The sequence below is a fragment of the Cognatishimia coralii genome (assembly GCF_037478305.1).
In the GTDB taxonomy this organism is placed as follows: Bacteria; Pseudomonadota; Alphaproteobacteria; order Rhodobacterales; family Rhodobacteraceae; genus Cognatishimia; species Cognatishimia coralii.
In genome coordinates, this window is the sequence record NZ_JBBGAZ010000005.1 from 52,622 (window position 1) to 77,157 (window position 24,536).

General features: G+C 57.9%; 31 protein-coding genes. 13 read left to right on the forward strand and 18 right to left on the reverse strand.

The window, feature by feature from the left end; all coding sequences use genetic code 11:
• The first annotated feature begins 40 nt into the window (after window positions 1–40).
• The 3 genes from WG622_RS10485 (at window position 41) to WG622_RS10495 (ending at window position 2,766) form a co-directional block, all read left to right on the forward strand.
• Entirely contained in the window at window positions 41–1,726 is a 1,686-nt protein-coding gene (locus tag WG622_RS10485) for an acyl-CoA dehydrogenase family protein (RefSeq protein WP_339403532.1), read from the forward strand.
• A gap of 90 nt (window positions 1,727–1,816) precedes the next feature.
• Entirely contained in the window at window positions 1,817–2,374 is a 558-nt protein-coding gene (locus WG622_RS10490) for a TetR/AcrR family transcriptional regulator (RefSeq protein ID WP_339403533.1), read from the forward strand.
• Window positions 2,371–2,766: an META domain-containing protein gene (locus tag WG622_RS10495; protein WP_339403534.1), complete on the forward strand. Its 396-nt coding sequence runs from the start codon at window positions 2,371–2,373 to the stop codon at window positions 2,764–2,766. The genes WG622_RS10490 and WG622_RS10495 overlap by 4 nt, the downstream gene beginning before the upstream one ends.
• On the opposite strand, the gene recO is transcribed toward WG622_RS10495, so the two are convergent.
• The 13 genes from recO to folK all read right to left on the reverse strand — a co-directional run bounded on the left by recO (window position 2,744) and on the right by folK (window position 12,741).
• Window positions 2,744–3,472 (reverse strand): DNA repair protein RecO, encoded by a 729-nt coding sequence (gene recO, locus WG622_RS10500; protein ID WP_339403716.1) that lies wholly within the window; start codon window positions 3,470–3,472, stop codon window positions 2,744–2,746. The two genes, WG622_RS10495 and recO, sit on opposite strands and share 23 nt — an antisense overlap.
• Window positions 3,473–3,593: 121 nt before the next feature.
• Entirely contained in the window at window positions 3,594–3,926 is a 333-nt protein-coding gene (locus tag WG622_RS10505; RefSeq protein WP_339403535.1) for a DUF1491 family protein, read from the reverse strand.
• A complete protein-coding gene (gene era / locus WG622_RS10510; protein ID WP_339403536.1) occupies window positions 3,923–4,831 on the reverse strand; it encodes a GTPase Era in 909 nt (302 codons plus the stop codon). Before era ends, WG622_RS10505 begins: the two co-directional genes overlap by 4 nt.
• 73 nt (window positions 4,832–4,904) lie before the next feature.
• Entirely contained in the window at window positions 4,905–5,585 is a 681-nt protein-coding gene (gene rnc, locus WG622_RS10515) for a ribonuclease III (RefSeq protein ID WP_339403537.1), read from the reverse strand.
• On the reverse strand, window positions 5,582–6,421 hold the full coding sequence (gene lepB / locus WG622_RS10520; protein WP_209355297.1) for a signal peptidase I: 840 nt from the start codon (window positions 6,419–6,421) through the stop codon (window positions 5,582–5,584). The genes rnc and lepB overlap by 4 nt, the downstream gene beginning before the upstream one ends.
• Window positions 6,422–6,476: 55 nt before the next feature.
• The gene (acpS, locus tag WG622_RS10525) at window positions 6,477–6,899 is read right to left on the reverse strand and encodes a holo-ACP synthase (RefSeq protein ID WP_339403538.1); all 423 of its coding nucleotides are present in this window, start codon (window positions 6,897–6,899) and stop codon (window positions 6,477–6,479) included.
• Between the two features lie 48 nt (window positions 6,900–6,947).
• A complete protein-coding gene (locus WG622_RS10530) occupies window positions 6,948–7,394 on the reverse strand; it encodes a hypothetical protein (protein ID WP_339403539.1) in 447 nt (148 codons plus the stop codon).
• Entirely contained in the window at window positions 7,395–8,012 is a 618-nt protein-coding gene (locus tag WG622_RS10535) for a LysE family translocator (protein WP_339403540.1), read from the reverse strand.
• 70 nt (window positions 8,013–8,082) lie between these two features.
• Window positions 8,083–8,823, reverse strand: coding sequence for a pyridoxine 5'-phosphate synthase (locus WG622_RS10540; protein ID WP_339403541.1), 741 nt, complete (start codon window positions 8,821–8,823; stop codon window positions 8,083–8,085).
• A gap of 80 nt (window positions 8,824–8,903) precedes the next feature.
• On the reverse strand, window positions 8,904–9,572 hold the full coding sequence (locus WG622_RS10545) for a DUF2062 domain-containing protein (protein WP_339403542.1): 669 nt from the start codon (window positions 9,570–9,572) through the stop codon (window positions 8,904–8,906).
• 9 nt (window positions 9,573–9,581) lie between these two features.
• Window positions 9,582–11,723: a RelA/SpoT family protein gene (locus tag WG622_RS10550; protein WP_209355291.1), complete on the reverse strand. Its 2,142-nt coding sequence runs from the start codon at window positions 11,721–11,723 to the stop codon at window positions 9,582–9,584.
• Window positions 11,724–11,749: 26 nt separating this feature from the next.
• Window positions 11,750–12,106, reverse strand: a complete 357-nt coding sequence (gene rpoZ, locus WG622_RS10555) for a DNA-directed RNA polymerase subunit omega (RefSeq protein ID WP_209355290.1) — start codon at window positions 12,104–12,106, stop codon at window positions 11,750–11,752.
• Between the two features lie 74 nt (window positions 12,107–12,180).
• On the reverse strand, window positions 12,181–12,741 hold the full coding sequence (gene folK / locus WG622_RS10560; RefSeq protein WP_339403543.1) for a 2-amino-4-hydroxy-6-hydroxymethyldihydropteridine diphosphokinase: 561 nt from the start codon (window positions 12,739–12,741) through the stop codon (window positions 12,181–12,183).
• A gap of 174 nt (window positions 12,742–12,915) precedes the next feature.
• On the opposite strand from folK, the gene WG622_RS10565 reads away from it, so the two are divergent.
• From WG622_RS10565 to WG622_RS10585, 5 genes are all read left to right on the forward strand, one after another.
• Window positions 12,916–13,494, forward strand: a complete 579-nt coding sequence (locus tag WG622_RS10565; protein ID WP_209355288.1) for a LabA-like NYN domain-containing protein — start codon at window positions 12,916–12,918, stop codon at window positions 13,492–13,494.
• A 128-nt stretch (window positions 13,495–13,622) separates the two neighbouring features.
• The gene (ispH, locus tag WG622_RS10570) at window positions 13,623–14,582 is read left to right on the forward strand and encodes a 4-hydroxy-3-methylbut-2-enyl diphosphate reductase (protein ID WP_339403544.1); all 960 of its coding nucleotides are present in this window, start codon (window positions 13,623–13,625) and stop codon (window positions 14,580–14,582) included.
• A gap of 10 nt (window positions 14,583–14,592) precedes the next feature.
• Window positions 14,593–15,186, forward strand: a complete 594-nt coding sequence (locus tag WG622_RS10575; RefSeq protein ID WP_339403545.1) for a class I SAM-dependent methyltransferase — start codon at window positions 14,593–14,595, stop codon at window positions 15,184–15,186.
• A gap of 48 nt (window positions 15,187–15,234) precedes the next feature.
• On the forward strand, window positions 15,235–15,699 hold the full coding sequence (gene rnhA / locus WG622_RS10580; protein WP_339403546.1) for a ribonuclease HI: 465 nt from the start codon (window positions 15,235–15,237) through the stop codon (window positions 15,697–15,699).
• Window positions 15,696–16,319, forward strand: a complete 624-nt coding sequence (locus WG622_RS10585; RefSeq protein WP_339403547.1) for a trimeric intracellular cation channel family protein — start codon at window positions 15,696–15,698, stop codon at window positions 16,317–16,319. The genes rnhA and WG622_RS10585 overlap by 4 nt, the downstream gene beginning before the upstream one ends.
• Before the next feature lie 40 nt (window positions 16,320–16,359).
• On the opposite strand, the gene WG622_RS10590 is transcribed toward WG622_RS10585, so the two are convergent.
• Genes WG622_RS10590 through def (WG622_RS10605) form a run of 4 tightly spaced genes read right to left on the reverse strand, consistent with a single transcriptional unit; the run spans window position 16,360 to window position 18,515 of the window.
• The gene (locus WG622_RS10590) at window positions 16,360–16,596 is read right to left on the reverse strand and encodes a hypothetical protein (protein WP_339403548.1); all 237 of its coding nucleotides are present in this window, start codon (window positions 16,594–16,596) and stop codon (window positions 16,360–16,362) included.
• Window positions 16,597–16,606: 10 nt separating this feature from the next.
• Window positions 16,607–17,515, reverse strand: a complete 909-nt coding sequence (gene fmt / locus WG622_RS10595) for a methionyl-tRNA formyltransferase (RefSeq protein ID WP_339403549.1) — start codon at window positions 17,513–17,515, stop codon at window positions 16,607–16,609.
• Window positions 17,512–18,006 carry a peptide deformylase gene (def, locus tag WG622_RS10600; protein WP_339403550.1) on the reverse strand — a complete coding sequence of 165 codons (495 nt, stop codon included), beginning with the start codon at window positions 18,004–18,006 and terminating at the stop codon, window positions 17,512–17,514. Before def (WG622_RS10600) ends, fmt begins: the two co-directional genes overlap by 4 nt.
• Window positions 18,003–18,515 carry a peptide deformylase gene (def, locus tag WG622_RS10605; protein ID WP_339403717.1) on the reverse strand — a complete coding sequence of 171 codons (513 nt, stop codon included), beginning with the start codon at window positions 18,513–18,515 and terminating at the stop codon, window positions 18,003–18,005. The genes def (WG622_RS10600) and def (WG622_RS10605) overlap by 4 nt, the downstream gene beginning before the upstream one ends.
• 98 nt (window positions 18,516–18,613) lie before the next feature.
• Between def (WG622_RS10605) and WG622_RS10610 the strand changes: the two genes are divergently transcribed.
• Window positions 18,614–19,786 (forward strand): MalY/PatB family protein, encoded by a 1,173-nt coding sequence (locus tag WG622_RS10610; RefSeq protein WP_339403551.1) that lies wholly within the window; start codon window positions 18,614–18,616, stop codon window positions 19,784–19,786.
• 2 nt (window positions 19,787–19,788) lie between these two features.
• Here the strand turns inward: WG622_RS10610 and WG622_RS10615 are convergent, their stop codons facing one another.
• Complete coding sequence (locus WG622_RS10615) at window positions 19,789–20,142, reverse strand: hypothetical protein (RefSeq protein WP_339403552.1); 354 nt, start codon at window positions 20,140–20,142, stop codon at window positions 19,789–19,791.
• 171 nt (window positions 20,143–20,313) lie between these two features.
• On the opposite strand from WG622_RS10615, the gene WG622_RS10620 reads away from it, so the two are divergent.
• From WG622_RS10620 to WG622_RS10635, 4 genes are all read left to right on the forward strand, one after another.
• Window positions 20,314–21,285, forward strand: a complete 972-nt coding sequence (locus WG622_RS10620; protein WP_339403553.1) for a glutathione S-transferase family protein — start codon at window positions 20,314–20,316, stop codon at window positions 21,283–21,285.
• Between the two features lie 136 nt (window positions 21,286–21,421).
• Complete coding sequence (locus WG622_RS10625; protein ID WP_339403554.1) at window positions 21,422–22,369, forward strand: threonine-phosphate decarboxylase; 948 nt, start codon at window positions 21,422–21,424, stop codon at window positions 22,367–22,369.
• Window positions 22,366–23,274: an adenosylcobinamide-phosphate synthase CbiB gene (gene cbiB / locus WG622_RS10630; protein WP_339403555.1), complete on the forward strand. Its 909-nt coding sequence runs from the start codon at window positions 22,366–22,368 to the stop codon at window positions 23,272–23,274. The genes WG622_RS10625 and cbiB overlap by 4 nt, the downstream gene beginning before the upstream one ends.
• Before the next feature lie 61 nt (window positions 23,275–23,335).
• The gene (locus WG622_RS10635; protein WP_339403556.1) at window positions 23,336–24,505 is read left to right on the forward strand and encodes a lytic murein transglycosylase; all 1,170 of its coding nucleotides are present in this window, start codon (window positions 23,336–23,338) and stop codon (window positions 24,503–24,505) included.
• Window positions 24,506–24,536: the final 31 nt, after the last annotated feature.

Sequence of the window (24,536 nt, forward strand, 5' to 3'; positions counted from 1 at the left end):
ATAGATATGTCACACTGCAGCATAACAAAGGATATGATTCATGGCGCACGACGGACAGGACCTCGACATGACCCAATCTGCATTGATTTCTGATCTTCTGGATCTGACCGGCGCGGCGCTTGCCCCGGTGGATGCATTGGTCGACACCGCAACTGAAAAACTGCGCGGGATGGTCACGGTCGAAGGCCGCGTCTCTGGCGGCAAGATCGAGGAAAACCAGACGGCTGCCCATGCGTTGGCCTGGCTTGCAACCTACGCGCAATCGCTCAAGCAAATGCAAGGTTGGGCGGAAAAGCTGCAGTCCGAAGGTAAATTCGGCGAGATTGAACAGTTGATCCACCAGATCGCTTTCGGCGAATACCTCTGGCAGATCTATGGCGGCATCCCGATGAGCCAGGGCGAGATCATTCGCTTGCAAGACATGGGCCTGACCCAGGATGAAATGCGCGGGTTGATGATCCCAGCGGTCATGACGCTCTGTGACCAAGGCAACAGCCAAGCCGCGCGTCTGCGTCTGGTTGAGCTGATGCAAGAACAATCGGCCAACCTCACCGTCGGCGGTTCGGGTCTGGACGAAGAGCTCGAGATGATCCGCGAGCAATTCCGCCGCTACACTGTTGAAAAAGTCCTGCCACATGCCCACGAATGGCACCTCAAGGACGAGCTGATCCCGCTGGAAACCATCCAGGAACTGGCAGATATGGGCGTCTTTGGCCTGACCCTGCCCGAGGAATACGGCGGCTTTGGCATGTCCAAAGCGTCTATGGCGGTTGTCACCGAAGAACTCTCGCGTGGCTATATCGGCGTCGGCTCTTTGGGCACGCGGCCTGAGATCGCCTGCGAGCTGATCCTTTGCGGCGGCACCGAAGAGCAGAAACAACACTGGCTGCCGAAACTCGCGAGCGGCGAAGTGCTGCCAACCGCTGTTTTCACTGAACCAAACACCGGATCCGACCTTGGCTCGCTGCGCACCCGCGCTGTGAAAAACGGCGACGATTGGGAAATCACTGGCAACAAAACCTGGATCACCCACGCCGCCCGCACCCAAATCATGACCCTTCTGGCGCGCACCAAGCCTGACACCACCAACCATACCGGTCTGTCGATGTTCATCGCCGAGAAAACTCCGGGTACCGACGAAAACCCTTTCCCAACCGAGGGCATGACCGGCACCGAGATCGAAGTGCTCGGCTATCGCGGCATGAAGGAATACGAGCTGAGCTTTGATGGGTTTAAGGTCAAAGGCGAGAACCTCTTGGGTGGCGAAGAAGGTCAGGGCTTTAAGCAACTCATGCAGACTTTTGAATCCGCACGCATCCAGACCGCGGCACGCGCTGTTGGCGTGGCGCAATCGGCACTGGACGTGTCGATGCAATATGCGATCGACCGAAAACAATTCGGCAAGTCCTTGATCGAATTCCCACGTGTGGCTGGCAAACTGGCAATGATGGCCGTTGAAATCATGATCGCGCGCCAGCTGACCTACTTCTCGGCATGGGAAAAAGACAACGACCGCCGCTGCGACCTAGAGGCCGGCATGGCGAAACTCTTGGGCGCGCGCGTGGCTTGGGCGGCAGCTGACAATGGCCTGCAGATCCACGGCGGCAACGGCTTCGCGCTGGAATATACCATCAGCCGGATCCTTTGTGACGCGCGAATCCTCAATATCTTTGAGGGCGCAGCCGAGATCCAGGCGCAGGTTATCGCCCGCCGTTTGCTGGGATAATAGACACAGTCCCGCGCATCACACCGCTGATGCGCGGGTCGTAGTACTACGAGCCTTGCTGCAGGTGCAAAGAGCACTTATCCCTAAAGCATGGCCAAGAATCGTCTCTCTCCACAGGACTGGATCGCCGCAGGTGTTGCGGCGCTGACCTCAAAAGGTCCCAGCATGCTGCGTGCTGAGACGCTCGCGCGCGACTTGGACACCACCAAGGGCTCGTTTTACTGGCACTTCAAAGACGTCCCGACCTTTCACGAAGCTCTGCTTTTGGCCTGGGAAACCCATGCGACGGCCAAGCTGCAAGCGCTGCGAGAGTTGGATGCCAAAGCGGTCAGCAAGCTGCGCCTTGTGACCGAGATCAACGCTGAAACCGGCACAGGCTTGAACACACCGGGCACCGAAGCCGCCCTGCGGTCCTGGGCGCAAGAAAGCGATCTGGCGCGGGAAACGATCAAACGCATCGACGCACAGCGCCTGGACCTGATCAAAGACCTTCTTGCGGAAATCGACCTCACGAATACCGAACTGGCTCATTTGATCTATGCCAGCCACTTGGGTCTCGGAATGCTCGCGAAACAACAGCCTGATGTCTCTGGTCAGAGTCTTGTGACTTTGGTCGACCTCATTCTTGCCCTATACGAAGAGGCATGAAGTATTTTATTCCTGCGCTTTTCCTTGGCCTCGCGGCCTGCCAGACAGATGAAACTCTGACCGGCTACGGCGCCGCCGATAAAACATGGAGTCTGCGCAGCATTGACGGCGCGACGTACCCAGCCAGCGCGACCCTGATGTTCCCAGCCGAGGGCTCAGTCAGCGGCAAAGCGCCCTGCAACAGCTTCTCTGCCGAGCAAACTTCGCCTTACCCTTGGTTTTCACTTTCAGCTTTGCGTGCAACCCGCGCGGCCTGCGCAGATTTGGATCAGGAACAGGTTTTCTTTACCGCGCTCAAAAGCATGACTCTGGTCGAAATCGCAGGCGACGTATTGATCCTGTCCAACGACCAAGGCGGCGAGATGGTCTTCACCGCACAATCTGGCGGCTGAACCGATCCACAAACCGAGCACGCGCCTCGGGTAACGGTCGGTTGCCAAGACTAGCGGCCAGCTTGTGCTCAAGAAAATACCCGGTGACATAGAGGGCCTCTAGTATAGCCTGATCGCTGCTGTCCCCTTGCCCTTTGAGGCATGGTACAAGGGGCAAAAGCCGATCCGCCCAATCTCCGGCACCCTGTTTGGACACGGCACGCCCCGATTTGGGTGAGATATAAATCAGGTTTTCCGTTGTTCCCGTCACAGCGCAACTATCCAGATCCAGCCCGTAGCCCAGATCTTCGAGCAGCGCCATCTCCCAACGCAGATAAGCCAGAGGCCAGAGATCGTTTTGCCCCAAAAGGTCCAACAGAGGCTCCGTGCGCGCATAAAGCGCCTCATGCGGCTCGCGTTCTGGCAAAGCAAAGCTGAGGAGCGCTGTCACCGCATTCAACCCCGCAAGCGCCAAACGGTCGCTCAGAGCATCAGCCCGGCTGCGCAGAGGTTCTACTGAAAACGACCCGATATGTTCTTCAAGCCGCGCGCGCCAATGAAGATCGACTTGCCCTCCAGGCTGCAGGATCGGCGTCATCTTGCGGCTCACGCCACCCCGCACCACGCCCGCGTGACGCCCGTGCATGGGTGTAAAGACCTCTAGGATCACCGAGGTCTCGCCATGCTTGCGCGTAGATAAAATGATGCCCTGATCTCGCCAGTCCATGACGCCAATATGCGCAGAACCCAAAGGCCTGCGCCAGTGGCGGCTTTAGGATTAGAGTATTTAGAGCAAGATGAAACGACGCGGGGTCTTCATCTTGCCAAAAATACTCATTTTCCGACGGTCAGTCAGCCAGCCCTGGTTCATCGAGAAGGTGGCGACCTTGCCGATCTTCGACCTCAATCACCCAAAGATCCGGGTCAAAGCTGCGTTGCTTGGCGAGGGCTGCATCCACGTCCCGCTCTGCGCCTTCGGCCAGAACCATCCACGCACGTTCGCCGCTCATCAGATCAAAGCTGCGCTGAAAGGCCTTTGCGTTGCCATCCAAAGTGTTCAGCTTAACGAGAACCGCCCCAGCCGTGTCGTCACCATGGGTAACCACAAAGGCCGGGATCTCGTAAAGGCGCAGCCGGTTGAGATAAGCGCTCACCCAGAACTCTGCGGTTAATCGCGTCATGCGTTGCCGTCTTTGAAATCGAGACCCATCTCGGAATAGCGCTCACTTTCCTCAAGCCAGTTCGGACGGACTTTGACCTGCAAAAACAGATGCACACGGCGGCCCAAGAATTCCTCAAGCTCTTCGCGGGCAGCCTTAGAGACCGCCTTGATCGTCTCGCCCTTCTTGCCCAGCACGATGCCTTTGTGCCCGTCGCGCATGACATAGATCATCTGATCAACGCGGGCCGAGCCGTCTTTGCGCTCTTCCCAAGCCTCGGTTTCGACGGTCAACTGGTAGGGCAGTTCCTGATGCAGGCGCAGCGTCAGTTTCTCGCGCGTCATTTCGGCGGCGATCATGCGCATGGGCAGATCAGCGATCTGATCCTCGGGATAGAGCCATGGCCCTTCTGGCAATTCCGCGGCCAGCCATTCTTTCAGATCCTTCGCGCCATGCCCCTTTTCGGCCGAAATCATAAAGGTCCGCTCAAAGCTGTAGCGTTTGTTCAACTCTTCAGAAAGCGCCAGCAGCACTTCGGATTTCACCTTGTCGATCTTGTTGATCGCCAGCGCCACGCGGCGGCCCTGGCCGATCTCTTCAAGCCCTTCAAGGATCGTCTCAACCCCATCGGTGATACCCCGATGCGCCTCTACCATCAGCACAATGATATCCGCATCCGCAGCGCCACCCCAGGCGGCCGCTACCATGGCGCGGTCCAGACGACGACGCGGACGGAACAGACCGGGCGTGTCGACAAAGACGATCTGGCTCTCACCCTCCAGTGCCACCCCACGGATGCGCGCGCGGGTGGTTTGCACCTTATGGGTCACAATCGAGACCTTCGCCCCCACCATGCGGTTGGTCAGGGTCGATTTCCCGGCATTGGGTTCGCCAATCAGGGCAACAAATCCGGCGCGTGTGCTCATGTCGCGGTCCTTCGCGTGTTCAGAAGCCGTGCTTCTAGCGTAGAATTCATGGTTGTGCCAGATGGCCTTGCCATCACGAGGTCAGGCGATCCAAAAGCACTTTGGCAGCGGCCTGCTCGGCCAAGCGTTTGGACCCGGCCGTCGCCTGATCGCTTTCCCCGTTTTCCAGCGTGGCCGAGATCGTAAAGACCGGCGCATGATCGGGACCGCTGCGGGAAACCGTTTCATACTTCGGAGGCTGCAACCCCCGCGCCTGCGCCCATTCCTGCAGAGAGGTCTTGGCGTCGCGCGCATCGGCCTCGACGCGGGTCACGCGGTCTCCCCAAAGGCGCAGGATCAGCTCTTTGGCGGCCTCAAAGCCTCCGTCCACATAGACTGCGGCGATGACCGCTTCCATGGCGTCGCCCAACAAGGCTTGCTTGCGGCGGCCACCCGACAGCATCTCAGAGCGGCCCAGTTTCAGACCCGCGCCCAAATCAATCTCACGCGCAACCTCGGCGCAGGTTTCTTTACGCACGAGGGCATTGAACCGCGGCGCAAGCTGGCCTTCGGTCGCCGCCTTGTCGGCGCTCAACAGCGCCTCGGCCATCACAAGGCCCAACACGCGATCGCCCAGAAACTCCAGTCTCTGGTTGTCAGACCGCGTCGGCGAAGACATGGAACTATGAGTCACCGCGCGCACTAAAAGCGCAGGGTCACCAAAGCGGTGACCCAGACGGTTTTCCAGAGCTTTTAGTTCAGCAGAAAGTTTCACTCGATCGCCTTAAAGAAACGGTCGCCGCGCCATGTCCAGAAGGCAAAGAGGCTGCGTCCGGCAGAAGAGAACACAATCCGGTCCGCGCGCCCGATCAGGTTTTCAAACGGCACAAAGCCAACGCCACCCAGCTGCTGAGGCACGCGGCTATCCGTGGAGTTATCGCGGTTGTCGCCCATAAAGAAATAGTGGCCTTCGGGCACATTGTAGATGCCGGTGTTGTCCGTGCCGGAATTGTCGATGTTCAGAACGGAATGTTCAACGCCGCCCGGCAGGGTTTCGATCAGACGGGTCTTCTCACAGGTGCCGCCTTGACCAACCGGCGCGTTTTCACAGCGTGGGAAGCGACCTTGCGGACCTTGCGCATCATAGGTTTCCTCAAACACGCCGCCAGCCTTCAGGCCAACCGCCGCGCCATTGATGAACAACACGCCGTTCTTCATCTGCACAGTGTCACCGGGCAGGCCGACGAGACGTTTAATATAGTCTGTGCCATTCACAGGATGACGGAAGACGACGGAATCTCCGCGTTCTGGCTCGGAGCCAAAGAGGCGTTTGTTGTCGCCGTCAAAGATCCCGCAGATGTCACGCGCATCAATGTCGATGCCAAAGCGTGGAATGCGGATCGACGGGCAAGAGGCGTAGGAATAGCCATAGCTCATCTTATTCACAAAAAGGAAATCGCCGATCAGCAGCGTGTCTTTCATCGACCCCGAAGGAATCCAGAACGGCTGAAAGAACAACGACCGGAAGATCCCGGCGATCAACAGCGCGTAAACCACCGTTTTAATGGTTTCGATAATGCCGTTTGGCTTTTTCTCGGCCTCAGTCGCCATGGGTCACCCTTTGGGAATTTCGTCCGGATTTACATGCGGTTCCCGGCGCGGACTGTCAACCCGGCGTTGCAGGATCGTGAGAGATCGGCAAGGCTTCGATCACCACAAAGGCCTGCGCCCAGGGGTGATCATCGGTCAGGGTGACGTGGATGGTGGCCTCGTGGCCCTTAGGCGTCATCTTGTCCAAACGCTCCTTAGCCCAACCCGTCACATGCATGATCGGCTGACCTGTGCGCAGGTTGCTGACGCTCATGTCTTTCCAGGCGATCCCCATCGCAAGGCCCGTCCCCAGCGCCTTAGAGCACGCTTCTTTCGCAGCCCAGCGTTTGGCGTAAGTGCCCGCCACGTCTTTGCGGCGCTCTGCTTTGCGCTGCTCAAGCTCGGTGAAGACGCGGTTCTTAAAGCGGTCGCCAAAGCGGTCCAGCGTCCCCTGAATGCGTTCGATGTTGGCCAGATCAGTGCCGATGCCTAGGATCATAAAGTGATTTCCTTACCGCCCCTTGGGGCTTGCTCGGGCCCAGATACATTAATCCAACCAAGCGTCAATCTGGCCGGTCGCTTGATTCAACGTGAACAGCAGGTTTCCTGTAACGAAATCTCCGCTACTGCCGTCATAGGTCGACACCGGCAGGTCAAATATCAGCCCCACAGAGGGATCATAGGCCGCATCCAACGCCTCAAAGGTAACGCCGGAAAAGCCTGCACCACCGCCCATGCCCAAGGTTTTACACTGACGCACACCAAGCTCGTCATAGGGCGGCGAGATGATCAGAATATGAAAGGCCGCGGCAGCGGGTTCCACCGTATCCAGCAAGGCCAGACGCACATTGCCATTGGCGAATGTACGAGAAAAGTCCTCCCAAGGCTCAACAATCGCGTCCGCGCGCGCTTGCCAGTCGCAATCGACGGCTTCTTGCGCGCCGGCCATCGATGCCGCCGACGCTACCAATGCAGCCATTATCCAGTGTTTCATCTAAACCTCCAATCTCGCGGTCAGGATCTTGAGGCTGGCCGCCCCAAATAGTGCAGCGAAGATACCATCAAACCAACGCTTCGCTGCAGTATAGCCACGAACGATGGCCGGATTGGAAAATAAAATCCCATACCCAAAAAACACGAACATGGATGTTACAATCAAAAGCCCGAAAAGTTGCCAAACTTGTGCGGCCCCTGCCCCAGCGGGCAAGGCAATCGCATAGATGGCGCCCCACGCCAGGATCGCCTTGGGGTTTGTGATGTGGATCAGAAACCCTTTCACAAACAGGCGCTCAACAGAGACCGACTGCATCGCAAGCCCGCCGCCTTTGAGCGCAGACCTCAGGGATTTCACCGCCAGATACAGCAAGTATCCCGCGCCAAGATAGCGGATGATTTCAAAGATCCAGGCATTTGCCAGCATCAGGGCGCTCATACCCAATCCCGCAGCGACACCCCAGCTCGCGGATCCAGCAACCACGCCCGCGGCCATCGCAATTCCAGCCGCGCGCCCGCCGCCCATGGCGGCACCCGAGATCGCCAGAGTAGCAGGCCCCGGGCTTCCGCCCGCGACGGCCCAGCCCATCAAAATCAAGAAAATCTCTGCACTTGGCATCGTTCTGAAACCTGTCTGTTCGTCAAAACACTTTGACCAAACAGACCACCAGAAGATGGCTAAGGCAAGATTAAGCGACGACGGTGCGCGCGGCCTCCATCAGGCGGCGCATTTCTGCAATGGAAGCCTCTAGGCCGACAAACATCGCTTCCCCCATCAGGAAATGGCCAATGTTCAGCTCCATCACCTCTGGCAAGGCCGCAATCGGGGTCACTGTGTCATAGGTCAACCCGTGCCCCGCATGGACCTCTAGACCCAAAGAATGCGCATAGGTCGCCATATCCGACAGGCGCTTAAGCTCTGCATCGCGTTCCTGAAAGCGACCTTCATAGTGCAAATCACAATACGCACCCGTATGCAGCTCAACAACGGCAGCCCCAATGCGCTTGGAAGCCTCAACCTGACGGGGATCTGCGTCGATGAACATCGAGACGCGGCAACCGACGTCCACCAATGGCGACACAAAACCGGCCAAGCGGTTGTCGTCACCGGCCACGTCCAAGCCACCCTCTGTGGTCTTCTCCTCGCGCTTTTCTGGCACGATGCAGACCGCATGCGGCTTGTGGCGCAACGCGATTTTTTGCATTTCTTCGGTGGCCGCCATCTCGAAATTCAGCGGCACCTCAAGCTCAGCCATCAGACGGTCGATATCCTCATCCATGATGTGACGACGGTCCTCGCGCAGGTGTGCCGTGATCCCATCAGCACCTGCCTTCTCGGCCAGTTTGGCCGCGCGCACGGGGTCCGGATAGGCGGATCCGCGGGCGTTGCGAACGGTGGCAACGTGATCGATGTTCACTCCAAGGCGCATGGCGAGACTCCTGAATTCGATGTCTGAATTGGAAAATAGGGCGGATTCTGGAGAGGTAACAGCGATTCTCTTAAGTCCAGTTAGGACTCGGGCGTATCACTTACCTCTGTTTGCGCGCTGACCTTCGCCGCGCGTTCCTTCAGGGCTTCAAATTTCTTCTGGATCCCTTTGGCGCGGCGTTTCTGATAGGCCCGAATGACCGGCACCGATAGGTAGTAGGCAATCGTCGCCACAATAATGCCCGGTACGATGCCGCCGATCAGATAAGGGTAGAACACCTCGCTCCAGAAGATCTGCAGCCCGTGCCAATCCATGCGCGCATCCGAAAAGATCGCCCAGAAGTTATGCATGAGGTCTCCACCGGCATCGGTGAACTTGTTGATCAACGAGCGCTCTGACCCGCGTTCAAACTCTGTCCCCAGCAGGAAGTGGCCGGTTTGCAAAGACACGACGCCGATCGGAATATAGGTCAGAGGATTGCCGAAAAACGTCGACAGCAACGCCGCCAGAAGATTGCCTTGTACGAGGCGTGCCACCAAAGCCGCTACGATGAAATGCAGCCCATAGAACGGGGTGAAGGTCACGAAAACGCCGGCCCAAACTCCACGCGCGATCCGTTCCGGAGATCCGGGAAGACGCCGCAAACGATGACGAATGTAATAGAACGCACGCGTCCAGCCACCACGCGGCCAGAGAAAATCCAGCGCGGCTTGCAGGATCGATCTTCTGTCTCGGCGCTTAAAGACCAAGAGCCCGTCCTATTCCTTTGGCGCAGCCTGTGGGCTTGCGCGGTTTGGGTCGCGTACTCGTTCAATCGCCGCGACGTCTGATTCCGCTTGCAGGGTCATCATGAGAGTATGCAGGTGCTCGGCATCTCTCAGCTCGACAATAACCTCAAGGGCATAGAAGTCGGGTTTGCGATCAGTAAATTCAAGGTCTGCAATATTCGCGCCCTGCTCGCCGATCAATGTGCAAATTCGTCCCAGGACACCAGCGTCATTGGACAGTGTCATTTTCAGCGTGGCACCGTGGATGGCTTGGTGCTTGCCAACCTCCCAATGCAGATCAAGCCAGCGTTCCGGCTGATCCTCAAAACCGATCAGGCGTTCACAGTCGATCGAGTGCACCTCAACACCTTTTCCGCGGAAGGTGATGCCAACGATGCGTTCACCCGGCAATGGCTCGCAGCACGGCGCGCGATTAAAGCTTTGGCCTTCGGTCAAACCGATCACCGCCTTGGATGCGGCAACCTCTTCGCCTTCGCTTGGCGTCAGCTCAGGATAGACCGCTTGCACGACCTCATAGGCATTCAGTTGCGCGCTGCCCAGATGCGCCAGAAGCACCTCGCGGCTGGATTGAAACAGCTGCTTGGCCGCCATATCCAATACCTTCTCGGTGGCCTTTTTCCCTACTCGCTCAAAGGCAGACCGCGCGAGTTCATAGCCCAACTTCACAAAGCGTTCCTGATCCAGATCGCGCAGCGCACGCCGGATCGCGGATTTCGCTTTGCCGGTGGTGGCAATCTCTAGCCAGGTCGGTTGTGGCGTTTGCCCCTCGGCGGTGATGATCTCGATGGACTGACCGTTCTTCACCCGCGTCCAAAGCGGCACGCGCATGTGGTCGATCTTGGCGCCGACAATGGCGTTGCCGATCCGCGTGTGGATCGCATAGGCAAAATCAATCGGAGTCGCGCCACGCGGCAGCTTCACCACATCGCCCTTCGGCGTAAAACAGAACACCTGATCCGAGTACATTTCCAGCTTCACAGCTTCCATGAACTCGTCGTGGTCTTCTTCCGTGTTGAACTGTTCGGTCAAGGACCGGATCCAGCGCGCAGGATCAACCGCAAAAGGGTTCTCGCCACGCACACCATCGCGATAAGACCAATGCGCTGCAACGCCGGTTTCGGCCACATCATGCATTTTCTGAGTACGGATCTGCACCTCAACCCGCCGCGCATTGCGCCCGGACACCGTGGTGTGGATCGAGCGATAGCCGTTGGATTTCGGCTGGCTGATGTAATCCTTAAAGCGCCCAGGCACCGCCGCCCATCGCTGGTGGATCGCGCCCAAAGCCCGGTAACAATCTTCTTCAGATTTGGTAATGATCCGGAAGCCGTAAATGTCAGAAAGACGCGAGAAACTCTGCTCCTTCTCCTGCATCTTTCGCCAGATCGAATAGGGCTTTTTGGCGCGCCCAAAGACATCGGCCTCAACGCCCGCCTTTTCAAACTCTGCGATCATGTCGCCGGTGATCCGTTGGATCACATCGCCGGTTTCTTTCTGCAGCATGATAAAGCGGCGAATGATACTAGCGCGGCCATCGGGATTGAGAACCTTAAAGGACAGATCCTCAAGCTCTTCGCGCATCCACTGCATCCCCATGCGACCCGCGAGCGGGGCATAGATATCCATGGTTTCACGCGCTTTTTGCTGCTGCTTATGCGGCTTCATCGCGCGGATCGTGCGCATATTGTGCAAGCGGTCGGCAAGCTTAACCAGGATCACCCGCAAGTCCTTGGACATCGCCATAAACAGCTTGCGGAAGTTTTCGGCCTGTTTGGTTTCCGTCGAACTCAGCTGCAGGTTGGTCAGCTTGGTGACCCCATCCACCAACATCGCCACTTCTTCGCCGAATTTTTCTGTGACAACGGAATAAGAGGCTTTGGTGTCCTCGATCGTGTCATGCAACAGCGCCGTAATGATGGTGGCATCATCCAACTGTTGTTCGGTCAGGATCGCCGCGACTTCGATGGGGTGGGAAAAATAGGGCTCGCCGGAATGGCGGAACTGCCCTTCATGCATCGCAAGGCCAAAGTCATAGGCCTCACGGATCAGCTTTTCATTGGTTTTAGGGTTATAGGCGCGGACCAGTTCGACCAGATCATCAGCCGGAATCATGTTGCGCCTTCATTTCCCCAAGGGGCTTAGCCCTGGCCTTGTGCTTCCATCAGTGCGCGCAGCAGTTTTTCCTCAGAGAGGTCGTCTTCTGCTGGCTTGTCCGCTGGCTCAGAGCCCATCAACAGAGCCATTTGATCTTCTTCAGGCTCGTCGACTTCGATCTGGTGCTGGTTGCTTTCGATCAGACGCTCACGCAGCTCGTCTGCGGTCTGAGTTTCCTCAGCGATCTCGCGCAGGGACACGACAGGGTTTTTGTCGTTGTCACGGTCCACGGTGATTTCGGCACCTGCGGATACTTCGCGCGCACGATGTGCAGCGAGCATCACAAGCTCGAAACGGTTTGGAACCTTGTCAACGCAGTCTTCAACTGTCACGCGGGCCATGCGGGCACTCCATTCGTCAATGGGATTAGAAGCCCGTTATCTAGGGCCAATTCGCCAAGGATACAAGGGAATAGTCATAGCTCAACGACTTCTTTTCGGTCGGATTCAGGCAGGTTTTCCATCATTTCGCGCATGGTGAGGCCCAAAACCGGGTGAACCCAATCCGGCGCGATGTCACAGGCCGGCACCAAGACGAAGGCGCGATCTTGCAATCGGGGGTGTGGAAGAATCAATTGATCGGGCCAAAGCGTCGCCTGATCTTTGGGTGAAAGCCCCCGCCATTTCGCATGCGTTTCGGCATCCGGTAGCAACCTTTGCCCGTATGCAATCAGGTCGATATCAATCGGCCGGCTTGCCCAACGCGCCTCTCTGGTGCGTCCAAGATCTGCTTCAACTTCATGCAAAAGAGACAGCAATTCCCTCGGATTTTGATTCGAATTGATCAAAAGCGCCGCATTCACGTAATCTGCGCCACTTCCCTTGGGGAAAGCGGGTGTTGAGTAGAATTTGCTTGTTTTTTCAATGGTTAAACCGCGCGCTCGAAGTACACCTATAGCGTGTATCAGTGTCTTTTCCGGCGATCCGAAATCAGAGTTTGAATTTCCACCCAGCGCCAAAATGCTGATTTCATTCATTATTTTTTCACCACCTGTCCATAGTGATAGGTTAAGATACACAAGTATTGGTTGGTCACCTTTTGAGGCACTTGCGGGTAAGGAAAAATTAATTAGCTTACAACGCTAGCTGCGCATAGCGAAAACACACTCACACACTCACAGCCATGCGCGGTTTTAACGAAAGGACATTTGATGTTTTACAAAGACGAACGGCTTGCGCTGTTCATCGATGGATCAAATCTGTACGCGGCTGCGAAATCGCTCGGATTTGACATCGATTACAAGCTGCTTCGGCAAGAGTTTATGCGTCGGGGGAAACTCCTGCGAGCGTTTTACTATACCGCTCTGCTCGAGAACGACGAATACTCTCCGATCCGGCCACTGGTAGACTGGTTGCACTACAACGGGTTCACCATGGTCACAAAACCCGCCAAAGAATATGTCGATAGCCAAGGTCGCCGAAAGGTGAAGGGGAACATGGATATCGAACTGGCGGTCAACGCAATGGAGCTCGCTCCGCATGTTGACCATATCGTCCTGTTTTCGGGCGACGGCGATTTCCGCCCATTGGTCGAATGCCTGCAACGCCAGGGCGTGCGCGTTTCCGTGGTTTCTACGATCCGCTCTAACCCTCCGATGATCTCTGATGAATTGCGCCGTCAGGCCGACAATTTCATCGATCTGGAAGGTCTGCGCGACGTGGTTGGCCGCCCTCCACGCGACCCAATGCCGGGCGAAACCAACTCTGACGACTACGTTCCGGCGAAATAGCCGGAACGCCTTGGATCATTCATGTCGCATTGATCCAAACACCCTTCTGATTACATCAGCAGCACGAGGCCCCTTTACGAATGTGAAGGGAGCCTCTAGCTCTGTCTTGAACGTCAGTTGAGGTCGTAATGTCCAAGCCCAATCTTCAAATCTATCTGGCCGCGCCGCGTGGGTTCTGTGCAGGCGTGGATCGCGCGATCAAAATCGTCGAGATGGCGCTGCAGAAATGGGGCGCGCCGGTCTATGTGCGCCATGAGATCGTGCACAATAAATTCGTCGTGGACGGGCTGCGCGACAAAGGCGCTGTCTTTGTCGAAGAGCTCTCGGATTGCCCCGATGATCGCCCTGTGATCTTCTCAGCGCATGGGGTGGCGAAAGTCGTTCCAGCCGAGGCAGAGCGTCGCGAAATGATCTATGTCGACGCCACCTGCCCGCTTGTGAGCAAGGTGCATATCGAAGCAGAACGTCACTCTGATGCGGGCCTTCAGATCATTATGATCGGCCACGCCGGACACCCGGAAACCATTGGAACCATGGGACAATTGCCCGAAGGCGAAGTCCTTTTGGTCGAAACTGTCCAGGACGTCGCAACACTAAAAGTGCGAGACGAGAGCAAGCTGGCGTTTGTGACCCAAACCACCCTATCGGTGGACGACACAATCGACATCGTCGCGGCCTTGAACGCACGGTTCCCAACAATCGTGGGCCCTCACAAAGAGGACATCTGCTACGCCACAACCAACCGCCAAATGGCCGTGAAAGCCATGGCTGCGCAATGTGACGCGATGCTGGTGGTGGGCGCCCCGAACTCTTCAAATTCCAAACGATTGGTCGAGGTCGGCACCAAAGCAGGCTGCAGCTATTCGCAGCTGGTGCAGCGCGCCAAAGACATCGACTGGCGCGCGCTTGAGGGGATCTCTTCGCTTGGCATCACCGCAGGCGCTTCAGCACCGGAGGTTCTGGTGAACGAGGTCATCGACGCCTTCCGCGACAAATATGACGTCGCTGTCGAGGTCGTCGAAACCGCCGTCGAGCGCGTGAATTTCAAAGTCCCCCGCGTTCTCAGAGACGTCGAAATCCCCGGATAAGGAATGCAACATGGCCGACCGTGAAACCATTGAAACCTATGCCAAACAGGTGGACGCGTATCAAAAGGTCGCCATGACCGAAGAGGAAAGCACGGCCCTCAGCCGCTTCCTCAAGCATCTTTCCCTCGGTGCCCATATTCTGGATTTCGGCTGCGGCCCCGGGCATCACTCTGAACAGATGCTGGCGGCGGGTTTTCAGGTCTCGGCCATTGACGCAACGCAGGAATTCGTAGACGCCGCCTGCGCGCGTGGCGTCAATGCGCGGGTCGGGCTGTTTGATGACCTCACCGAAGTGGCGGCATACGACGCGATCTGGGCGTCCTTTAGCCTCTTGCACGCGCCCCGCGCCGAATTCCCACGACATCTGGACGCGATTCACATGGCCTTGAAACCCGAAGGTCACCTCTATCTTGGTCTAAAACTCGGCGAAGGGGAAAAGCGCGACTCGATCGGCCGGTTTTATTCCTATTTTCAAGAAGATGAGCTGCGTGATCATTTAGCGGCACGCGAGTTCAAGGTGAAAGATTGGACCGTCGGCCAAGGCGCGGGCCTGTCTGGCGAAGTCCACCCCTTTGTCTTGATCACCGCCCAGCGCGGGCTTTGAGGCACTTTCCACTGGACGCCCCCCGCCCGGATTGGCTATCGCCCCTTTATGACTGACCTCTTTGCATATACCGATGGCGCATGTTCCGGAAATCCTGGCCCCGGAGGCTGGGGCGTTTTGTTGCGCGCCATGAAGGGCGAAGAGGTTCTCAAAGAACGCGAACTTTCGGGTGGCGCGGCTGAGACCACCAACAATCAGATGGAACTCATGGCCGCCATCATGGCGCTTGAAACGTTGGAGCGCGCGAGCCAAGTCACGGTGGTCACCGACAGCGCCTATGTAAAAAACGGCGTGACCGGCTGGATCCATGGCTGGAAACGCAATGGCTGGCGCACGTCCAACAAGAAGCCTGTGAAAAATGTCGAGCTGTGGCAACGGCTTGACACCGCTCAGGCCCGTCATTCCGTGACATGGGAATGGGTCAAAGGCCACGCGGGCCATCCCGAAAACGAAAAAGCGGACGAGTTGGCGCGGGCGGGGATGGCTCCGTTTAAGCCCAAGAAAGACTCATGACCGCGCTGGTTTTCCTCGATTTCGCCTCGGTCTTTGTCTTTGCGCTGACAGGGGCCTTGGTCGCCAGCCGAGCGCAACTTGATCCCGTAGGATTTGCCTTTGTTGCATGCCTGACAGCGGTCGGAGGCGGCACTTTGCGCGACCTCATGCTCGGTCGCGATCCAGTGTTTTGGGTGGGGCAGCCGAGCTATATTTTAGTCGCGGTCGCGGCGGCGCTGCTGGTGTTCTTCACAGCGCATTTGTTTGAAAGCCGGTACCGCGTTTTGCTGTGGCTCGACTCTATTGCGCTCGCCGTCGCAGTCGCCGCGGGCACCGGTGTCGCTCTGGATCTGGGGCATAGCGCCGTCATCGTGGTCTTGATGGGGATCATGACGGGCACGATGGGTGGCCTCATGCGGGATGTGGTCTGCAACGAGGTGCCGCTGGTTCTGAAACAGGGCGAGATCTATGTGACGGCGGCTTTCGCGGGTGCCCTGAGCGCCGTAGGTGCCTCGGCCTTGGGCATGCAAGGGTTTGGAAGCTTAGCAATCTGCGCGACGGTCACGTGGTGTCTGCGTGCAGGGTCTTTGCAATTTGGCTGGCGACTGCCTGTCTATAAGGCACGTCCCCCGCGCGGATAACGTGGGATTTTGAGTATTTTTGGCAAGATGAAAGCCGTGTCTATTTGCGCCAATGGGTCGGAATGATGATCAAGGCGCCAACAGAGGCGATGATTGCATTTATTCCCGGCGCGCCAAATGAGATTCCGAACATCAGGCTCACGAAATAAAACAGGAAGGCCCCGCCCACGCAGATGATGATCGAGGGCAGGATGCCATTGTGGGTAAACCTCGTCTTTTCAGAGAGATAGCCCACGATACCCGCGATCACGACCGTGCCGATCAGAGTTGGGAACATGAGAGGCCTCCTAAAGTAGCGACATGCCTTTGGTCAGCGGCACGCCACGCAAGAATTCCTCCGCAGTCTGCGCGGATTTGCCTGCCCGTTGCAAGCGGGTCAGTTGCACCGCGCCAGTGCCGCAGGCCACGGTAAATGCATCGTCAAGCAACGTACCCGCCGCGCCATTGAGGGCTACAAACCGCGAGGCCAGGAGTTTGATACGTTGCCCGTCATATTCGATGAACGCACCCGGAAATGGCGAGAGCCCGCGGATTTTGCGGTCGATGTCTTTGGCGTCTTCAGCCCAATCCACGCGGGCCTCGGCTTTGTCGATCTTATGGGCATAGGTCACGCCCTGATCGGGTTGCGGCTCTGGCGTGAGATCAGAGAGCTTCGCCAGCGCTGCGACGATGGCCTCGGCCCCCATTTGGCTTAGACGGTCATGCAGCTGGGCTGTGGTTTCTTCAGAGCCAATCGGCGTGGCCTCGCGCAACAGGACGGGTCCTGTATCAAGCCCTGCTTCCATCTGCATGATGCAGACGCCGGTTTCCGCATCACCCGCCATGATCGCACGGTGGATCGGGGCCGCGCCGCGCCAACGCGGCAGAAGTGACGCGTGGATGTTCAAACAGCCGTGTTTGGGGGCATCCAGAATGGCCTGGGGCAACAAGAGCCCATAGGCGACGACCACGGCGACATCGGCGTTTAGCGCCGCTAAATCTGCTTGAGACTCAGGTGTTTTCAAGCTCTCTGGGTGGCGCACCTCAAGGCCCAAGGCCTTGGCGCGGGCGTGCACAGGCGTAGGCCGCAGCTTCTTGCCGCGACCAGCAGGACGTGGCGGCTGGCAATAGACTGCAGCGATCTCGTGACCCGCCGCGACCAAAGCCTCAAGCACCGGAACCGAGAAGTCCGGCGTGCCCATGAAAACCACTCTCATGCCAGCTTCCGCGCCTTTTTGATCAGCATCTCACGTTTGGTACGGCTGAGATGATCGAAGTACATTTTGCCGTTGATATGATCGATCTGATGCTGCACCGAGGTCGCCCAGAGGCCCACGAAATCGCGGCGCGTGATCATGCCGTCTTCGTTCATGTAGCGCACGGTCACGGCACGCGGGCGTTTGATCTTGGCAGAGACGCCGGGCAAGTTCGGGCTGGCCTCTTCGTGTTCGCGGTCCTCGATTGAGCTGTGCAGGATCGAGGGGTTGGCCATTTTCACAGCCTGCCCACGTTCGCTTGAGGCATCCACAACGATCAACTGACGCATGACACCGATCTGGTTCGCGCCCATGCCGACGCCGGGCATGGCCTCCATCGTGTCGATCAGATCCTGCCAGGTCTGGCGGTCCTCATCGGTTAGCTCTTTGATTGCTTCGGCCGCAGTCCGCAGACGTTTGTCAGGCCATGGGATGCACTTGCGGACCGTCATGCACGCGCCCTTTCACGTTTCAGCTTCGCGGATTTGCGCGTCATGGTCTGGCGCTTCATCGGGCCGAGGTAATCGATGAAGAGCTTGCCGTTCAGATGGTCGATCTCATGCTGCACACAGGTCGCCCAAAGCCCGTCAAAGTCCTTTTCCTGCGGGTTGCCGTTCTCGTCGATCCAGCCGACGCGGACCTCTGCGGGGCGGGTCACTTCGGCGTATTGATCGGGGATCGAGAGGCAGCCTTCCTCATAGACACTTGTGTCGTCAGAGGACGCCAGGATTTCGGGATTGAACATGATCACGGGCTCTGGATCGCCCTCTTTGATGCAGTCCATCACGATCAGGCGATCCAGCACGCCGATCTGAGGCGCAGCCAGCCCGATGCCCGGCGCATCATACATGGTTTCCAGCATATCAGCGGCCAGCTTGCGCAGCTCGTCCGTAAGGTCGGCAACCGGCGCGCAGGTCTTTTTCAGACGGGGATCAGGGTGGATCAGGATCGGCTTTAACATAAGGCTGACATAGGCCAAGCAGCTTTCATCTGCAACGGCTCTTGCACGTCTCGCGCTTTCGGGTAGCGTGCGGGGCAACAGTTAGAGTGAGGTCCCCCATGAATTTCGACGAAGTCATCAATCGCTTTGGCACCCATTCCGTGAAATGGGACATGATGGAGCCGATCTACGGCGTGCCCGCCAAAGATGGCATCGCGATGTGGGTGGCCGATATGGATTTCCGCCCACCGCAATGTGTGGCGGACGCGATCACCAAGATGCAGGATCAAGGCATCTACGGCTATTACGGCGATGAAGCGCCTTATAAAGACGCGATTTGCTGGTGGATGGAAAACCGCCATGGCTGGAAAGTCACCGCACCCGAGATTTTCACCACGCATGGGTTGGTCAATGGCACGGCCGTCTGCGTCGACGCCTTTTCAAAACCCGGAGACGGCATCGTCCTGATGACGCCAGTCTACCACGCCTTTGCACGCGTGATTAAGGCTGCGGGCCGCGAGGTTGTGGAATGCGAATTGGCCAATAAAAATGGCCGCTACGAAATGGACTTCGACGCCTGGGACGCGCAGATGAAAGGCCATGAGTCCATGCTGATCCTCTGCTCGCCGCATAACCCAGGCGGGCGGGTCTGGACGCGCAAGGAATTGCAAGGCGTGGCCGAGTTCGCCAAACGTCACGATCTGATTTTGGTCAGCGATGAAATCCACCATGATCTGGTCTTTCCGGGCGTGAAACACACGCCTATGACGCTGGTCGATCCTTCGATCATGGACCGTCTGGTGATGATGACCGCGACCACCAAGACCTTCAATATCGCCGGTAGCCACTCAGGCAACGTAATCATCCCCGACCCGGATCTGCGCGCGCGCTTTGCAGGCCGTATGGCCGCGCTTGGTCTCAGCCCCAACAGCTTTGGTCTCTATATGGCCGAGGCCGCCTATACGCCTGAGGGCGCGGAATGGGTGGACGCTCTGATCACGTATCTGGACGGGAACCGTCAGCTACTGGATGCGGCGATTGCGGATATTCCGGGGCTTGCCTCGATGCCGATGGAGGCCACTTATCTGGGCTGGGTCGATTTCTCGGGCACCGGCATGGCGCGCGAAGAGTTCACCAAGCGGGTCGAGAAAGACGCGCGGATCGCGGTGAACCACGGGCCGACATTTGGCAAAGGCGGCGAGAACTTCCTACGCTTTAACTTTGCCACGCCGCGCAGCGTGGTTCAGACCGCGGTTGAGCGTCTGGCCGAGGCGTTCAAAGATCTACAATAGACTTAACCGCGCTGGTCCGTCACCAAGGCGACCGGCGCGTTTTCATCGCGGGCAAAATCCAGCGGCGCTTGGTCCTCGGCAACTGTTGCGCGTTTGAACTCATAGAGCATCTCGCCGTCTTCTTCCTGCGAGGCCACGATCAGGCACTGATAGAGGTGCTTTGAGCCGTCATAAAGATCCACCAAACCGCGCAGATACGGCGCATTGGCGCTATCGAGCGTAAAGCCGTTGTCCTCAAAGCGCAGCAACGGATAGACCTCGTCGCCCACCCGCACACGCATGCGCGTTTTGCGTTTCAGATCGCGCTTGCGCGCCGCGTCCAGCCCAGCCTGAACCTCTTTCGGAAGAAAATTCATCGCGTTCATACCCTTACCCGACACACAACTTGTGCGCGCATTGCCGGAAAATCAAGACGGGCAAGTAAGCTAGCGACAACTGTGCGTCAAAGCGCAACTCTTCTGCATCAGTTCACTATGCGCTTGCGTATTGGCGCTCTAGGTTAGTTGCAAATATTTAAGGAGATCTCAATGGGCCTGCTGGTTGACGGAAAATGGGTGGATCAATGGTATGACACCAAATCCAGTGGCGGGAAATTCGTGCGCTCTGCCGCACAGTTTCGCAATTGGATCACCGCAGACGGGAGCGCGGGCGAAAGCGGTAAGGCTGGGTTTAAGGCCGAAAGCGGACGCTATCATCTCTATGTGTCGATGGCCTGTCCCTGGGCGCACCGCACGCTAATTTTCCGCACCCTGAAAGGGCTGACTGAACATATTGATGTCTCTGCCGTCCATCCGGACATGCTCGATCAGGGCTGGACCTTTGAGAAGGACGGCGTCGCGCAGGGCGATCCGCTCTATGGGTCTAAATTCTCGCATAACCTCTATACCCGCGCCGACCCCACCTATTCCGGTCGCGTGACCGTGCCGATCCTCTGGGACAAAGAGCAAGAGACCATCGTTTCCAACGAAAGCTCCGAAATCATCCGCATGTTCAATTCAGCTTTTGACGGGATCACGGGCAGCACGGATGACTACTGGCCCGCCGAGATGCGCGACGCCATCGAAGAGGTCAACGCGCGGATTTATGACACGCTGAACAATGGCGTCTACAAGTCAGGATTTGCCACAACGCAAGCGGCCTATGACGCCGCCGTGCACCCGCTGTTTGACACGCTCGATTGGCTTGAGACACGGCTCGCGAACAACCGCTACCTGATGGGGGATCGTCTTACCGAGGCGGATTGGCGGCTGTTCACCACGCTCATCCGTTTTGATCCGGTCTATCACCTGCATTTCAAATGCAACCGCAAGCGGCTGATCGACTATCCGAACCTCTGGGCCTATACGCGCGAGCTCTATCAGATGCCGGGCGTCGCCGAGACCGTGGATATGGGTCACATCGTGCGCCACTATCACTACAGCCACGAGAGCATTAACCCGCACCGGATCGTGCCGATCAATCCGGTTCTGGATTATCTGGAACCGCACGGGCGCGGATAGCGCAGAGCGTCTTTACGCGGCGGGCACGTGCTGGTGCATTTTGCGCAGGCAAAGACCCGCCGCTCTGCCCCCATGCTCCCCCCTTGCAAAACAGCCTGTTTTCCGCGAAGGAACAGGCGATAGCAAAGGGCCAGACATGGGCGAAACAAGAGATCACGGCGGCAATCTGGACGCGCAAATCGCCCGCTATGGCGGCACGCGCGAGACGTGGATTGACCTGTCCACAGGGATCAACCCGGTCCCCTATCCTTTGCCCGCGTTTACGCCAGATTGCTGGACTGCCTTGCCAGACTACTCGGCTCAGACGGGTTTAACCGAGGCCGCGCGACGCTTCTGGCAAGTGCCAGACGACCTCGACATCCTCGCCACCCCGGGGGCCTCGGCGCTCATCAGTCGGATGCCCTCCCTCTTTGCAGGCAACACGGTGGATATCCCCGCCCCCACCTACAACGAACATGCTGCCGCCTTTGAGGCACAGGGCTGGTCGATCGGAGCCTCGCAAGAGTTGCGGGTGTTGGTGCATCCTAACAATCCCACCGGCCATTTCTGGAGCCTTGACGATCTGACCACCAAAGCCACCGTCATCGACGAAAGCTTCTGTGACATCGCACCAGAACGCTCTCTCATGGCCTCGGCCCTAGACGGCGACCGCTTCATTCTCAAGAGTTTCGGCAAGTTCTGGGGCCTTGCTGGCCTGCGCCTTGGCTTCATGATCGCCCGCCCCGAGCCGATCGCCAAAATGCGCGATCACATAGGCCCCTGGGCCGTCTCTGGCCCCGCGCTCGCCGTCGGCACCGACGCCCTCTGCGACAGCGACTGGGCGAGGACCGCGCGCACGCGTCTAGCCGCAGACGCAGAACGCCTTGATCACCTGATGACCACCAAAGGCGCGCGCATCGCGGGTGGCTGTTCCCTCTTTCGCCTCTACGAAGTCGAGGACGCCGAGATCACCCAAAACCGCCTCGCAGAAAACCACATTTGGTCGCGCATCTTCCCCTATTCCAAAACCTACATCCGCCTCGGCCTGCCCGCACCCGACCGCTGGGACCAGCTTGAGGCCGCCATCGACAAGAGTTTTTCATGAGCACCGCCAGCATTCTCTGCCTCGCCCTTCTTCTTGATGCCCTTCTGGGGGAACCAAAATGGCTGTGGGATCGCGTGCCCCATCCGGCGGTTTTGATGGGCAAAGCAATCTCATGGATGGACACACGGCTGAACACCGGCGCGTCTCGTAAACTCAAAGGCGTGCTTGTGGCCGCCGCGCTTGTGGTGGGCGGCTGGATCATTGGCTGCGTTGTCTCGTGGTTTGGCTGGCTGCCGACCCTGCTGATCGCGGCCATCCTGCTGGCACAACGCTCCTTGGTCGATCATGTCAAAGACGTCGCCACGGCCCTACGCACCTCGGTTGAGGACGGCCAGAGAGCCGTCGCGAGAATCGTCGGACGCGAGACCAAAACGCTGGATCAATCCGGTGTCAGCCGCGCCGCCATCGAAAGCGCAGCAGAGAACCTCTCGGACGGCGTCATCGCCCCCACTTTTTGGTTCCTCATCGCAGGTCTGCCCGGGCTCTTGATCTATAAGGCCGTTAATACCGCCGACAGTATGATCGGCTACAAAAACGACACCTATAAGGATTTCGGCTGGGCCTCTGCCTGCTTCGACGATGTCTTGAACTGGATCCCTGCGCGGCTCACCGCAGTATTAATCGCCGTCACACACAAAGGCCTGACGCTCTGGTCCGACATCCGCGCCGACGCCGCCCTGCATCGTTCCCCCAACGCAGGTTGGCCCGAATCCGCCATGGCGCGCGCTTTGGATATCGCGCTCTCTGGCCCTCGGACCTATGACAATCAACTTGTGGACTATCCTTTTGTTCACGACTTTGGTCGCAAAAACCTGACGGCGAATGACATAGATGCCGCAGTTTCCGCCCTCTGGCGCGCCTGGGGCCTGATGCTGGTCATAATTTGCCTACTCGCGCTGTTGTAACCACGACGTCGCAAAAAAAGCGTGTTAACCTTTTGGCCAACAACATCCACGAGGGTTTTTCATGCGCCTAGTCACGAGTATCGCCGCGCTGGTTTTCAGCGCCGGTGTCGCCGCCGCCAACACGCCATGCGGCGGGTCTTTTAACGGTTTCGTCAACGATCTGAAGAAAGAAGCCCGCGCCATGGGGTATTCCCGTGGCATGGTGAACGACTTCTTCGCCTCAGTAGCGAAGGATCAAAAAACGCTGGACGCAGACCGCGCTCAAGGGGTTTTTCAGAAACCGTTTCTGGAATTTTCTCAACGCCTGATCAGCTCAAACCGCCTCAACACCGGTAAATCCAAAGGTCAGGAATACGCCCGTACCTTTGACCGGATCGAACGCGACTACGGCGTCTCGCGTGGCGTTCTGCTGGCATTCTGGGCCTTTGAAACCGACTTCGGCGGCTATCAGGGCAACTTTAATACGTTGAATTCTTTGGTGACTTTGTCGCATGACTGCCGCCGCCCGGAATTGTTCCGCCCCCAAGTCTTTGCGGCACTTGAGCTTTACGCGCAGGGCGACTTCTCGCCAACCAAAACCACCGGCGCCTGGGCGGGTGAAATCGGCATGGTCCAGATGCTGCCCGGCGACATTATCGAGAACGGCGTGGATGGTGACGGCGACGGCCATGTTCGGCTCAAGACCTCTGCCGTAGATGCGCTGATGTCCGGCGGCAAGATGCTCAACCACCTCGGCTGGCGCGCCGGAGAGCCTTGGCTGCAAGAGGTCACCGTGCCTGCGGATATGGATTGGTCGCTCTCTGGCGTGGACACCACGCTCGATGCCCGCGACTGGGCCCGTATGGGTGTAAAACCGCGCGAAGGCAAACTTGCGAACCTGCCCGCGTCTTTGATCCTACCACAGGGTCGTAAGGGACCGGCCTTCATCGCTTACCCGAACTTCAAGGTCTATTTCGAGTGGAACCAGAGCTTTATCTATGTGACCACCGCCGCCTATTTCGCGACTCGTCTTGAGGGCGCTGCGCCTTACAATCAGGGCAATCCCGAGCCGGGTTTGCAGGGCGCCGAGATGAAACAGTTGCAACGCAAATTGCAGGCACGAGGCCATGACGTCGGCAAAATCGACGGTATCCTGGGTGCCGGAACGCGGGCTGCCGTGCAAGTTGAACAGCAACGTCTCGGCCTGCCTGCAGACGCTTGGCCGACAGCGGCGCTCCTATCGCGGCTTTAACCATGTTTTCGGCGGTATCTTTACTTTTTTG